The sequence below is a fragment of the Rhodococcus sp. 27YEA6 genome (assembly GCF_044908235.1).
GTDB lineage: Bacteria > Actinomycetota > Actinomycetes > Mycobacteriales > Mycobacteriaceae > Rhodococcus_F > Rhodococcus_F qingshengii.
Window position 1 is genome coordinate 56,533 of sequence record NZ_JBIYCY010000011.1, and the last position, 13,464, is coordinate 69,996.

Below are 13,464 nucleotides of genomic sequence, written 5' to 3' on the forward strand. Positions count from 1 at the left end.
GTCAGGACACCAGGTCGGGGATCGTGCGCGATGCGAACAGTTCGTCGAAGTTCGGCAGTGATCCGAGCTTGTCCCGATTCTTGTTGTCTTGAAACAGAATCCACCCGTACGTCGCCGGGCTGTCCATGGCCAACACGTTGCGTAGGCTCAGCGCCTGCTTGTAGTCGTCGACCCGCTTGGCTGCAATCAGCGCAGCCAACTGTTCGTCGTCGTAGTCGGCCAGAATCTCTTTCGAGTACTTGACCAAGTGCTGGACGAGGGCGAAGTCCTCGGTCAGCACCAGGTTTCGGGCCGCTTTCTGCACTGCTGGATCGTCGGGTCCGGACGCACCCGGCGTGCGGGCGGTGGCGAGTTGTTGCGCGAAGTGAAGCACGGTGTACTCACTGAGCAGCGCATACATCGTCGCCGTATCGGTCTCGCCGTAGGCAGGGACTGCTCCGTTCAGTGCGGGGCGCCCGTCGCGCACTGCGAGTTTGAAGGTGCGGACCTGACGTGCTGCGATGGCGGACGCCAATTCTTCGAGGAGCTCTTTGTGCGACTTCGCAGCCAGGATTGCATCACTGTCCTGGTAGAGCATCAGTGCCTTGGGCATCGCGTAGACGAACGAGTGCTGTTCGACTTCCCAGTTCTCGAGCAGTCGGGTGCCGAGCGCGGATCCCGTTGCTTCCACATGCAGTTCGAGCAAGAGTTGTACTGCGTGGTTGTGGACGGCGGCAAGAGGGTCGGTCGCAGCGGTGATCGAACCCAGCAGTACGGAATCGGTACTTGCTCGCAGTGCCAGTTCGCCACGAGGGTCGTACTGGTAGAAGAAGCCGCCACTCATGCCGTTGCCGACACCCTTGCCGAACTCGCCGAGATTCACGACAGCACCGTTGGTCATGTACTCGCCGGCGAAGTCTCCGACACCTTCGACGACAGCACTGGCGCCGGAGTTGCGAACTGCGAAGCGATCGCCTGCTTCACCTTCGACGAACACTCGTCCACCGGTGGCGCCGAAGAGCGCGAAGTTGCCGATCAACACGTTTCCACCGGCGTCACTGGAGCCGCCGCCTGGGCTGCGCACGGCAATCACGCCGCCGCTCATGCTCTTTCCTACGCCGTCGTTACATGTCCCGGTGTGTTCCAGGTGCATGCCGTCGTTGCAGAATGCGCCGAACGACAGGCCCGCAGATCCGGTCGTCAGGACGCGCACGCTGCCCGGCGCCAGGTAGCGTCGTCCACGCTCGTCGGTCAGTACTCCCGGAGCGAGAAGGCCGGCCGCTCCGTAGTTGAGTTCGCGTTCGAGGTCGATCGCCAACTGACCACCGACGCTCTTGTTCCGGTTACCCAGGTGCAGTGCACCTTCGGCGAATTCAGGTCCGGACACGGCGACCGAGGCCCCGCCACGGTTGAAGAACACCGTGCGAACCTCGTCCATGATCTTCTCGTCGAGCGCGTACTCACGTTCGAGGTACACAGGATTGTCGATGGTGATGTTCGGAGCGGTCTCGAACATCGCGTCCAGCTTCAGATTGCCGACAATAGACGGGTGATCGAGCAGATGCAGGAGATCCGTTCGACCCCGCGCTTCCTGAAGGGACCGCATTCCCAGATTCGCGAGCAGTTCCCGAGTTTCGTGAGCGATGTTGAGAAGGTACTGCGCCATCGCGCGGGGATCGCCGTCGAACAGTTCCGGGTTGGTGGTCAGACCGGCGGGGCACTTGATGTTGCAGTTCTTGGCCATGACGCAGCCCATCATCATCAGCGCCGACGTACCGAACTCGAAGCTGTCTGCGCCGAGTAGGGCGGAAGTGATGATGTCGCTGCCGGTCTGATGCGCGCCCGAGCATCGCAGAACGACTTTCTGGCGAAGGCCGTTGGCACACAGAGCTTGATGGACCTCCGCGATACCGACCTCGGCCGCACGACCCGCGTATTTGAGGCTGGTCACCGAAGCTGCGCCGGTGCCACCGGTATTTCCGGCGACGTTGATGACGTCGGCGCCGGCCTTGGCGACACCGACGGCGATGGTGCCGATTCCTTCCGAGGACACCAACTTCACGATCACCCGAATGCGAGCTGCCTTGCAGTCGTGGATGAGCTGAGCGAGGTCCTCGATGGAGTACGTGTCGTGGTGAGGCGGCGGCGAAACCAGTTCGACCCCGGGCGTTCCGCCGCGGGCGGCAGCGATGTCGACGGTGACCTTGGCGGCCGGAAGCTGCCCGCCCTCACCGGGTTTTGCGCCTTGACCGAGTTTGATCTCGATCTCTTCGAGCATCGGATCGGCGAGGTAGCCCGCCCAGATTCCGAAGCGTCCGGATGCAAACTGCTTGATGCGCGATGCACGAATCGTGTTGTAGCGCGAAAGGTGTTCGCCGCCTTCGCCGCTGTTGGACATCGCACCGACCATGTTCGTGCCGTGCGCGACGGCTTCGTGCGCCGGAGCGTTCAGTGCGCCATGGCTCATGGCACCCGACGCCAACTTCGGGGTGATGTCGCTTGCACTCTGTACCTCGGAGAGAGGTACACCTGCCGGTGCGACCCTCAGCTTGGAAAGGAACTCTGCTGCAATACCGGTTGCATTCAGCACCAGATCCGGGTCGGTGGCCTCGATGGTGACGTCGTCGGCAAAGGCGACGGAGAGAGCATCGCCGAGTGCTACCACCCGAGCGGTGTCGTCGGCCAGTGGACCGTCCAGGCGAAGTGTGTACCGGCCGTCCGCGGCAGATTCACACCGGATTCCACGCATCACGATCGTCCTATTGCCGCGCACCGAGAATCGGCTGATCTGGTCGGTGAACTCGGCTGTTGTCACCGCAAATGTGACATCACCGGGCACGGAGATGACATCGCGCAACGCGGCGGGACGACGCGATCGTTCCGCAGCCATCACAGTGGAAAAGTCCCGGTACCCGGCGGTGATGTCGAAGTCGTCGATCTGCTCGGTGGTCAACCGGTCGAAGCTCGTCGCCCGGTATGCCCCGGCGTCGAGGCGGAAGGCGTCGTCGAGCCGTCCGAGCGGCAGTAGACGTAGAGCCTCGAATTGTTCTGTTCCGGAGGGACTGTCGAACGCGATCTTCTCCTCGGTGAGTTCGACGTACTTACGGACCGCGGTGGTACCGAACGAATGCCCTGCGCCGTCTGCACGCTCCTTGAACAGGCCGAGCAGTGGCAGATCCTTCTCGCCCCCGACTGCGCTCGCACGCTCGTGCCACTGCTTCGAGGTCACCGCGACGGTGTCGAAACAGACGCCACCCACCGGTGACTTCATGTTGGGGAACCACTGGCGCAGAACAGGGTCGGAAGTGTCGAGGAAGTTGGGTTCGAAGAATTCTCCACCGATGTAGCTCTCGACGGTGCACAGTCCGACGCGCCCCATCGTCTTCATGAGGGACTTCTCGGCGGCCTTCGCGAAGCGTCGGAACGCGGCATCCGGGTCAGCGGCGAACTTCTCCTCGGCTCGCAACTGAACGGACAGCGGGTAGACCGCGGAAGCACCGAAACCGAGTGCGGCCGCAACGTGGTGTGAGGACTCGATCTGGCCGCTCTCCACGATGAGAGAGACGCGCAATCGCAGGCCCGCGTCGATGAGGCGCTGGTTCAATGCTCCGACGACCATGATCGCGGGAAGTGTTGCGCGCTCGTGAGATACGTGGCGGTCGGTCAGGACTGCGATTCCGCCCTGTTCGGCCGCGAAGGCTACAACAGCGTTGCCGAGCGCGGTCATCGCGTCGACCATTGCCTGCGCGTCACCCTCGGCGGGGTAGAGCATTTCGAAGCGGCGGTGCGGAGTGTGGTTCTGTTCGCGGATCTTGAGCATGTCCAGGTGCCCGAGGATCGGCGAGGCGATGACGATCTGCTTGCCCTGTCCGGGGGACATCTTCGCACCCAATGCAACCCTGAGAGTCATACCGTCCGCTTCCCGGATGCTGTCGAGGGGAGGGTTGGTGACCTGGGCGAATCGCTGCGAAAAGTAACGAGCCACGCCGCCTTCGCGGTCGCTGAATGCGTTGATGGCGTTGCCGTAACCCATGGCGGAGACCTTTTCGGCTCCGTGCGTGAGCATCGGATCCATCAGGAATTTGAAACTTTCCTGATCCAGGGAGTACGCCATGTAGCGCTGATGAACCTCGAAGGTGCCGTTGTAGCGGGTCGGGGAGCTGACCTTCTCCGCTGGCACGGTGGGAATGTCTTCGATCAGGATTCGCGATTGCTCCAGCAACGACTGGTAGTCGCGCTGAGCGGCAATCTTTTCCAGAGCTTCGCGGGCAGTGTAGGTATGGCGGTCTCGATGATCGAAGTACAACATTCCGCCGGCCTCGACACGGCCACGGTGAATCACCGTCTCAGGCGCGAACGCGATCTGTCCGGCTTCGGAGAATGCGCACACGTAGTCGTGCGTCTCGATCGTGCGTAGTGGACGCAGACCGAGGCGATCCAGGCGCGCACCGATGATGGTGCCGTCGCCGAACACCAGCGCTGCCGGTCCGTCGTTCTTCTCCTCGTACAGCGAGAAGTACTCGAACATCGCACGCACTGCGGGGGAGAGGGTGGTGTCGTTTTCCCAGGCCGGCGGCATCATCGAGACCACAGCCGTCACCAGGTCGACACTGTCCTCGATGACGCGTGCTTCCAGGGTCTGATCGAGTCGGCAACTGTCGGACTGGCCGGGCGGACGGACGATCGCACGTCGTTTTGCACTGGCGACAGCAGCTTCGGAGAGCCGATTCTTCTTGTCCGTGTTCAGTTCTCCGTTGTGAGCCATGAACCGGAACGGCTGCGCCATCGTGGGATGCGGGTCCGTGTTGGTCGAGAACCGCGTATGGAAGTACATCGTGTGCACGGCGTGATCGGGGTCGACCAGGTCGCGGAAGTACGGGATCACTTCGTCGGAGTTCAAGCGACCTTTGAGAACCTGAGTTCGCGCGCTGAGCGAGAGTGGGTACAACCCGCGTAGTGCAGGGGTGTTGTACGCGATTGCCTCGATGGCGAGCAGGGCCTCGTGCACGAGGCGATCGACTACCGCAGGCTCGGGGCGAGGAGTGGGCACCTCGAAAATCCACTGCCTGACCGGAAGTTGATGCGCGATCGCGGCCGGCCGAATCGCCGAGTTGTCGACCGGGACGTCGCGCACTGCGAGAGTGGTGAAACCGCGATCGAGAAGTTCACGTTCGACCAGGGCGGCAGCGCGAGCGTGCTGGGCGTCGTCGTCCGGAAGGAAGAAGTTGCCGACGCAGAAGCGTCCGGCGCGAAGGTCGGAGCGCCCGGTTACCTTGCGGAAGAACCGGAGGGAGAGGTCCACCGAGACGCCGCCGCCGTCGCCGACGCCCTCGGAGGACATACCGCCGCGGTGCGGAACCGAGCAGAGCGCTTCGCGGCCCTTGATCAGGACATCGTGGGTCTGCACGCCGTCCTTGCGCGTGATGAACCCGACCCCGCAACTGCTCTTGTCATCTGCGGGGTCGTACAAACCGACGATGGACGTGCTCACTGCAGCAACCTTCTCCCTGTCCTGGTTGCCCGGAGATTGTTCGACCGGGCAGATACGACGGCATGTATTCCGTCAGGGCAGGGCGTCGCTGCTTCGATGAAGCGGCACCCGAATGGGTTCAGACTACTGAGTAGAGGCTTACCTTAGTCAAGTCTGCTTGGTGTGACTTGGATCTGAGCAGGTCAGAGGGTTGCTTTGTAGGCAAGTGCGTAGGCGATCTTGCCCGGCTTGTCGTCTGTGTACGGCTTGGACAGCTTTGCGAACTCGCCCTTGGACTCGGCTTTGCCGTCGTTCCAGGCCGACAGGACGCCAAGATCGGTGGCAGTGAATCCGCTGTCGACGACGGCATCGCCCGTCAACGCAGTCTGTGCTTTGGTCACCGACTTCACGGTGCCCAGGTAGCTGGAGAGATCATCGCGATTCCAGTTGGTGAGGTCGACGGGCGCGATGTCGCGGACCCAGGCGCCCCAGTAGAACTCCTGGAACGGAATCGTGCCTGCGGCGAATCCGATGTCGCGGGAGAAGTACATCAAGCTGCGGTACTTGTCGTCGGCGAAGTTGGCCAGGCCGACGCTCTTCGGCAGAGCCTGGACCGGTACCTGGTTTCCGTCGACGTCACGCGACCAGACCCACTTGTTCTTTTCCATCTCGGTCCAGAAGGCGCCTTCACTCAGGCCACTGAGGTTGCCGAGAACCCGCAGTCGCACGTGCAGGTCGGGGCCTCCGTCGGCCGTCTCGATGAAGGACGTGAGGGTGTGGTGACCGTCGGTCAGGTAGAGATCGCCGCGGGGTCCGACGACCACGGTCTTCATGGGCGCGATGCTCTCGGCGGTTTCCTGACCCACTGGAATCTGGCAGGTGAAGGACGACGGGTCCTTCAGCGTCGACGCCGCAGTAGCGGTCGCGGCCTGGATCTGGCCGTTCGCCTCACACCAGTCGTCGAACTTCTTGTTGATCGTGTCTTTTCCGAGCGTGTATCGCCCGAGCTTGTAGTACACCTCGTCGTAGCCGAGTGACGGCTGTGTCGCGTGAACGTCGCCGATGCGCACGTCCAGGAGATCACCTTCCTTGGCGCACAGGTACTCCGATCCGCCGGCGGAGCCTGAGAACGAACCGGTGGAGATTCCGCCACACGCGAGGGGAGCGGCGACAGCGGGAGTGCTGACCAATGTTCCGGCGCCGAGCAGTGCCAGTGTTGTGAGTGCCGAGATGGCGGAACGACGCATGTGGGGATCTCTCCTGATGATGGGTTCGCACGTGAAGAAGCTTGCGTCACAATCGCTCAGGGTGGTTTCGGACTTACTGACAACAGACGTCCGCGCGGTGGCTACCACGTGAATTCACGTCGTAACCACCGCGCGGTGAGCCGGTAAGTCGGTCAGCCCTTGTAGTTGTAGAAGCCCTCGCCGACAGCGACGCCGAGCTTGCCTTCATCGATGTAGTTCTTCTTGATGTAGTCGGCGAATTCGCGCTGCTTCTCGCCGCCCTGGGAGGAGATGTTGTAGACGGTGGTCAACCCGACGACGTCCATGATCTGGAAGGGGCCGAACGGGGCTCCGGTGCCGATACGCCACGTCTTGTCGACCATGTCGGGATCGGCGATGCCGTCGATCAGCAGGTCGGAGGCCGCGTTGAGGAGCGGGACCAGGAGCGAGTTGAGTACGTAGCCCGCCTTCTCCTTCTTGAGTTCGATCGGCACCATGCCGATGTTCTTCGCGAACTCGACGACCTCGCGGTACACGGCGGGGTCGGTGGACTCGGTGCCCATGACCTCGGCAGTGTTGTTGACCCACACGTGATTTGCGAAGTGCAGTGCGAGGAACTTCTCGGGGCGGCCGGTGAACTCCTTGAGATCGCTCGGCAGCAGCGTCGAGGAGTTGGTAGCGAACACCGTGTGCTCAGGAGCAACCGTGGCAAGCTTCTCGTAGGTGTCGCGCTTGATGGCGATGTCCTCGGGAATTGCCTCGATGAGCAGGTCGGCCTTGGCGACGGCTTCGCCTAGATCGTACGAGTACGTAATACGTTGCAGCGCTTCGTCAGCCTTGCCTTCCTTGGAACCCTCGACGTTCTCGGCCTTGTAGGCCGCGGCCAACGAGTCGAACCGAGCCTTGGCCTTTTCGATGACCTCGGCGTTGATGTCGTACGCGACGACGTCGAAGCCGTGATAGGCGGTCTGATAGGCGATCTGTGAGCCGAGAACTCCGGTACCCAGAACGGTGATCTGCTTCAGTTCAGTCATTTTCGATCCTCAATCCTATTCGGTGGGTAGTCCGGCAAGCGTCAATCGGACCTGTGCGGCAACGATGTTCGTGAGTTCGTCAGCCGTGATCCGGTCCAATGCCGCGCGGGCTATTTCGAAGTGCAGCACGTTGGAAATCGTTCGCGCTGCAGTGGTGGTTCGGGTGGTGTGGTTGGGGTGTGCCTCGTGCAAGATTTGCGCAATCCGCGTTTGCAGGCGCTGCGAGAGTTCCAGGCCTTCGGCCCGGAAACACTCGCTGGGCTCACCGAACAACACCTCGCGTTGGTAGATGCCGGTGTTCTCGTCGTTTCGGCGACTTGCGATCAGCAGGGGTGAAACCAGCTCGAGCACACGATCTTCTGTGCCGGTCGACTTGGCTTCACGCTCTTCTCCCAATTCGATCTGCTTGCGGTACTCCGCGTTGTACACCATGAGCAGCAACTCGGCTTTGCTTGCGGCGTAACGAAAGAGAGTGCCGCCGGCTACATCGGCGCGGTCGGCAATTTCTTGAGTTGTGACTGCGCTGTAGCCCTTTTCCGCGAACAGTTCGGCAGCGGCGTCGAAGATGCGTGTCTGCTTCTCGAGTTTGTTGCGTTCGCGACGGCCCAGCTCTTGGTCCGGCTTCGTCATCCCGCTCACCTCGTTCCATTTCGGATCACGCTCATAAATGAGTCTACTCCGAAATGTCGGGAGGGTGGAGTCTCCTCCGTCACATCACCGCAGTCCGCTGACCCAACCGGCGAACACGTCTGAGAACACGTCCGCTTCGCACGCATGCGCCGATTCGGGATAGGCGCACTCTGGGTATCCGGCGACGACGGCGGCAAGTTCGACGTTGCAACACTGCGCCAAGAGGCCACGCAGGAGATCCGCAACCGACCAGCCCGCGACGGATACCGCAGGGATTCCCTCTTCGTCGTACACCTTCACCAGATCGGCGTGCCTCCAGGACAATTCCTCGGCCACCAGTGCATCAGGGTTGAAAGACATGGCGCGGTCGAGTGATCCGCGCAGAAGTGAGTGCGGATCGTCCTCGCCGCGAAGCCTGGTCGCGAGGTCCGCCGGCGCCTTCTGCATGACGAACATCCAAGGTTTGCCGTCGGGAAAGACTCCACCGAAGCCTGCCACGTTGAACGGTAGGTGGCTACTGAGAAAATCGGTCTCCACGTCGACGTGTTGATCGTCGCCCAGATGAATGAAGTGGCCGGAGGCAATCTCCTCGCCCATTGCCGGCTCAGCCCATGTGTTGTTCCACAGATCGGTCATCCGACTGCCTTCGGGAAAATCGAGAACCTCGAAGAGAAAACCCATGTCTCTACAACTCCCCGTCGAAGTGGGTGGTTACTCCACCGGTCAGTCGAGAAACCGTCTGCGCCGAGGTCGCGAGGACGACTCGGCTTGTCTCGAAGGTCATCTCGTCGCGTTCGGTGTCCTCCGATTCGGGATCCTCGGCGAGTGAGAAGTCGAGTTCCACCTCTCGATCGGTGCTGGAACAGACCGAGATCATCAGCCCGAGTCGTTCGTCGGTGAACGCCGGAAGCGATTTCTCGGGATGGAAGTCTGCGGCCGCGTGAAAGAAGAACGCCGCCAGCCGTTCGACGAATCCGTCGTCCGTATGTCGGCTGAGATACTGATTGAAGCGGTCGGGGCTGAGCAGCCCGACGTCGAAAACGAGTGTGGGTACGTCGGATTCGAAGACAGTGGCGGGAACCGCATGACTGCGAAGGAAGACTGCGGCGCCGCCGTATCCCGGCAACCTGAACCCATCACGCATCTGGTGTACTCCCGTCGCAGTGGTGTCCTGTCCACGCTAGGCCATTGCTCGGCCGCGTGCTGCCTACTCGAGTAGGCAGCTTGATGGAAGAATCACCGCCTATGACTGCTGTCCTGTACCCGCCCGTCGAGCCGTACGAGTCGGGGCTGTTGGAAGTGGCGGACGGTCAGAGTCTCTACTGGGAGACAGTCGGCAATCCGGCGGGCATTCCGGTTCTCTACCTCCACGGCGGTCCTGGTTCGGGATGCACTGTCGGCGCCAGGCGTTTCTTCGATCCCGAAGTCTTTCGCGCAGTTCTGTTCGATCAGCGAGGCTGTGGGCGCAGTCTTCCGCTAGCGAGCAGTCCGGACGTCGATCTGACCGTGAACACCACGGCGCACATTGTGGAAGACATCGAGCGTCTTCGTGAGCATCTCGGTATCGAGCGATGGATCGTGACGGGACTTTCCTGGGGCGTGAGTTTGGGTCTGGTGTACGCGCAGGCGTTTCCCGCGCGGGTGCAAGCGATGGCCCTGGGCGCGATCACCGGCGGGACGAGGGTCGAAATCGAGTGGATCACCCGTGCCATGGGCCGGGTATTTCCGCGTGAATGGGAAGAGTTCGTGGCGCCGTTGCCGGTGGACGAGCGTGACGGAAACCTCCCCGCGGCGTACGCGCGACTGCTTGCCGATCCGGATCCTGTTGTGCGCGAGAATGCCGCGTTGCAGTGGTGCCGTTGGGAAGACGTGCACGTGTCGCTGATGCCGGGGTGGACTCCGAGTGTTCGATACCAGAATCCGGACTTCCGCCGGGTGATGACCAGGCTGGTTACGCATTACTGGGGTAACGACTGCTTCCTGGCGCCGAATCAGATATTGGACGGAATGGACCGTCTCGCTGAGATTCCCGCGATTCTCGTGCACGGACGGCATGACATTTCCGGGCCACTCGACACTGCCTGGGCGATCCACCGGCGTTGGCCGGGTAGTGAGTTGGTGGTACTCGACGGCGCCGGGCATGGCGGCAGCGGATTCAACGAGGCAATCGTGGAAGCGCTGAATTCACTGGCTCATTCGGCCTGATCGAGTGCCCCGGCGCGGGCCGCAGCGAGCGCGCCGGCAGCAGCACGATCGGCAACCGACTGGTCGACGGGTAGATCGGCGACCAGCAGGCGATAGTAGATGGGTGCGGCGACGGCCGCCAGAAGATCAGCGGCCGAGACCTTCTCGGAGATCTCCCCGCGCTCGACTGCTCGGCGAACGACGATGTCTGCCAGTTCGTAACGTGCGGAATAGAACTCGCGCTTGAGTCTCGCGACCTCGGGAGTGCGGACCGCGTCGGAGAACAGTGCAGCCACCAACGCGCCGCCCGACTCGCTGGTCACCAGTGCGACTATCGATCTGGCCATCTCGCGCAGGTCGGATTCGATGGAACCGGTATCCGGGATGGGGACGGTGGTTGCCGATACCTCGATCGCCGCGTCGGCCACCAACTGGGACAGCGTGCTCCACCGCCGGTAGATCGTGGTCTTGTGGACTCCGGAGCGGGCGGCTATGTCCTCGATAGTCATCGCCGCGAATCCGCGTTCGGACAATTCGGCCGCCGTGGCTGCCAGGACGGCCTCGCGCACCCTGGCACTACGCCCTCCGGGCCGTTGTGGTGTCGAAGTCATGAGCCAACCTTATCGCAACAAGGTGTTGTGTTAGCTGGAGGCACGTGGTTCACTGAGCTAATGCAACTGATCGTTGCATTAGAGATGAATTGAGGGGTGTTTTCCCATGTCATACGAATTTCCTGTCGATCACCGAGGCCTCTTCGAAGAGCGCACAGGACAGTTTCTGAGCTTCGGGCTCCCCGTCTCGGATCTCGAGGAACTGCGCGCGTCCATCCACTCGACCTGGGCCGACGCGCCGGGTGGTTGGTCGTACGAGTGGTCGGCGTTGGCAGCAAAGTACTCCGCGGCCGGCAATCATTCACTCGCGGCGATGATCTACGGAATCGCCAAGTTCCCCGTCCTGGCCAACGATTCGCGGCGCCGGGCCCTGCAGAATCAGGTGGACGAATACGTCAAGGCAGCACCGGGATTCGGGCTCGAGTTCGAGCGTCGAATCCTGTCCCTGCCCTACCGAAACGGCGAGATCGAGCTACCGGTACACATTCTCTCCGTGGACGGAAGGTACGAAGACGCACCCGCCCTGTTGCTCAGCGGCGGCGTCGACGGCTGGAAGATGGACATGCATCCGTTGGTCAGTGCGTTCGCGAAGAACGCCGGAGTGACTGTTGTCGCTTTCGACCAGCCGGGAACTGGTGAATCACCGGTTCCTCTCGACGCTTTCGGTGACGAGGTGATCGACGGACTGGTGGCGACGGCTCGCGCCCTCGGCAATGGCCAGGTGGCACACCTGGGAGTCTCCTTCGGTGGCAACTTCGCCGTGCGGTCGGGGTTGACCGGCGCCGTCGATGCGGTGATCAACATCGGCGCCCCGGTCAAGGGCGCGTTCGAGACCGCGAACGCGGAGCGCCTGGTCTACGGCATGGGTGACATCGTCGGAAACGCACTGGGTTTCGATGCCCCGGCAACCAAAGAGGCGCTGGTACAGGGTCTGCGTGCTTTCGATCGCAGTGTCTTGATGACCGCCGACGACGGCCGGACCCCGATGCTTGTGGTCAACGGGGCCGACGACGTTCACATCCCGCTCTCGGACACCACTCTCTTCGAGGAGCGCCCGAACACGCAGGTACACGTCATCCCGGATGCGGGGCACTGCGCAGTGACCAAGCTGCCCGAGTTGACGCCGATGATGATCGACTGGCTACGAGATGCCCTGTCAGGAACCGCTCCACGAACCGGTAGATGATCCGCCGCCGAAGCTGGCAAAACGATACGTCGCAAGAACGGCCTTGTGATCGGTCGGCCACGGCGTCGGTGAAGCGATGAAGTTGTCCTGGGAGTTCTCCTCCACTCTTTTGTTGTGCACGATCGTCTTTCGCGGGCCGATGATCCCGACAGATCCCAACTTCAGGTCGGAAGCGCGATCGGCGAAGATGTAGTCGATCCGATCGCGTTCGTCTGCCTCGGGTGCCCAGGTGAGCTGTGAGGTGTCGACGTCGGGATTGTCGGACGGCCAGGTGAAGCCCGGGTGTGTGGCCGGGTTCGGGTACTTACTGCGGTAAGCGTCGACGAATCCGGCTTGGTCGAGCAGGCGGGTGGATTCCCAAGGAACGACTACACCGTTGTGGTCGAACAGATTTCGCGTGCCGTCGGTCCAATCCAGGGCCGACGGTTCGTTGAAATCGCCACCGAGGATGACGGATCTGCCCTTGGCCCGTTCTTGTGCCGCATCGTCGACGAACGTCGAAATTGCCTTGGGTCGTCCCGAATTGATGTTCACGCGCTGAACCGTCTCGGGGTCCGTGACCGGACCGGACGGCATCTTGTTCCAGCCGAACTCGGAGAACTCTCCGGGCTTGGGAACACCCGCGCCGTATCCGCGCGGTAGATACGTCGCGTAGGACGTGTAGGCCAGATGTGCCGAGTAAGCAGCGATTTGTTTGCCGTCGACCGTCACGACTGCCTTGATCATCGAGTTCAGGTCGGCTGTTTCCTCGATCGGAAACTTGGAGAGAATCCCCACGTCGGAGGACGCTGCTCCGTAGAAGGTGGTTCCTGATTTGGTCAGCATGTCGGCCAATGCAGTTGTCGCAGTGCCGGCTTCCGACAGGAGAACTATCGACGCCTGTGTCGAGATGATCATGTCGGCGATCAGCTGCAGGCCACCGTTGATCTTGGTTCCGCCGTGCCAGGTGTTGAGGGAGAGCACTTTGATCTCCTGCGCGGGGCTCGCCCCCGCGACGGAGGTATTGGCACCTAATGTAAATGCGCTCGCGGTGACTGTGCCCGCGGCTACCGCCATCGCCTTGACCATCTGGCGGCGCGTCAATCCATTCATCAAATCCCGGCTCTCGTTGTCGTGTGCTCGAACCCCCGGAAGATGATTACCA

General features: G+C 61.9%; 10 protein-coding genes. 2 read left to right on the top strand and 8 right to left on the bottom strand.

The annotated features are described in order from the left end of the window. Position 1: 1 nt before the first annotated feature. The 6 genes from ABH939_RS23925 to ABH939_RS23950 all read right to left on the bottom strand — a co-directional run bounded on the left by ABH939_RS23925 (position 2) and on the right by ABH939_RS23950 (position 9,483). Positions 2 to 5,470, bottom strand: coding sequence for a glutamate synthase-related protein (locus ABH939_RS23925; protein WP_404650251.1), 5,469 nt, complete (start codon positions 5,468 to 5,470; stop codon positions 2 to 4). 182 nt (positions 5,471 to 5,652) lie between these two features. Continuing rightward, positions 5,653 to 6,696: a ParB/Srx family N-terminal domain-containing protein gene (locus tag ABH939_RS23930; protein ID WP_404650252.1), complete on the bottom strand. Its 1,044-nt coding sequence runs from the start codon at positions 6,694 to 6,696 to the stop codon at positions 5,653 to 5,655. Positions 6,697 to 6,848: 152 nt separating this feature from the next. After that, on the bottom strand, positions 6,849 to 7,709 hold the full coding sequence (locus tag ABH939_RS23935) for a 3-hydroxyacyl-CoA dehydrogenase (RefSeq protein ID WP_063315496.1): 861 nt from the start codon (positions 7,707 to 7,709) through the stop codon (positions 6,849 to 6,851). A 15-nt stretch (positions 7,710 to 7,724) separates the two neighbouring features. Further along, positions 7,725 to 8,339 carry a TetR/AcrR family transcriptional regulator gene (locus ABH939_RS23940; protein ID WP_030536169.1) on the bottom strand — a complete coding sequence of 205 codons (615 nt, stop codon included), beginning with the start codon at positions 8,337 to 8,339 and terminating at the stop codon, positions 7,725 to 7,727. A gap of 84 nt (positions 8,340 to 8,423) precedes the next feature. Beyond that, on the bottom strand, positions 8,424 to 9,020 hold the full coding sequence (locus ABH939_RS23945) for a hypothetical protein (protein WP_003943061.1): 597 nt from the start codon (positions 9,018 to 9,020) through the stop codon (positions 8,424 to 8,426). 4 nt (positions 9,021 to 9,024) lie between these two features. After that, the gene (locus ABH939_RS23950) at positions 9,025 to 9,483 is read right to left on the bottom strand and encodes a hypothetical protein (RefSeq protein ID WP_003942982.1); all 459 of its coding nucleotides are present in this window, start codon (positions 9,481 to 9,483) and stop codon (positions 9,025 to 9,027) included. 101 nt (positions 9,484 to 9,584) lie between these two features. On the opposite strand from ABH939_RS23950, the gene pip reads away from it, so the two are divergent. Continuing rightward, entirely contained in the window at positions 9,585 to 10,544 is a 960-nt protein-coding gene (gene pip, locus ABH939_RS23955) for a prolyl aminopeptidase (RefSeq protein WP_404650253.1), read from the top strand. Here pip and ABH939_RS23960 read toward each other — a convergent pair. Then, entirely contained in the window at positions 10,532 to 11,134 is a 603-nt protein-coding gene (locus tag ABH939_RS23960; RefSeq protein ID WP_003942861.1) for a TetR/AcrR family transcriptional regulator, read from the bottom strand. The genes pip and ABH939_RS23960 overlap by 13 nt on opposite strands. Positions 11,135 to 11,240: 106 nt before the next feature. On the opposite strand from ABH939_RS23960, the gene ABH939_RS23965 reads away from it, so the two are divergent. Next, on the top strand, positions 11,241 to 12,320 hold the full coding sequence (locus tag ABH939_RS23965; RefSeq protein ID WP_064113605.1) for an alpha/beta fold hydrolase: 1,080 nt from the start codon (positions 11,241 to 11,243) through the stop codon (positions 12,318 to 12,320). Here the strand turns inward: ABH939_RS23965 and ABH939_RS23970 are convergent. Then, positions 12,291 to 13,412: an endonuclease/exonuclease/phosphatase family protein gene (locus ABH939_RS23970; protein WP_404650254.1), complete on the bottom strand. Its 1,122-nt coding sequence runs from the start codon at positions 13,410 to 13,412 to the stop codon at positions 12,291 to 12,293. The two genes, ABH939_RS23965 and ABH939_RS23970, sit on opposite strands and share 30 nt — an antisense overlap. Between the last annotated feature and the right edge of the window lie 52 nt (positions 13,413 to 13,464).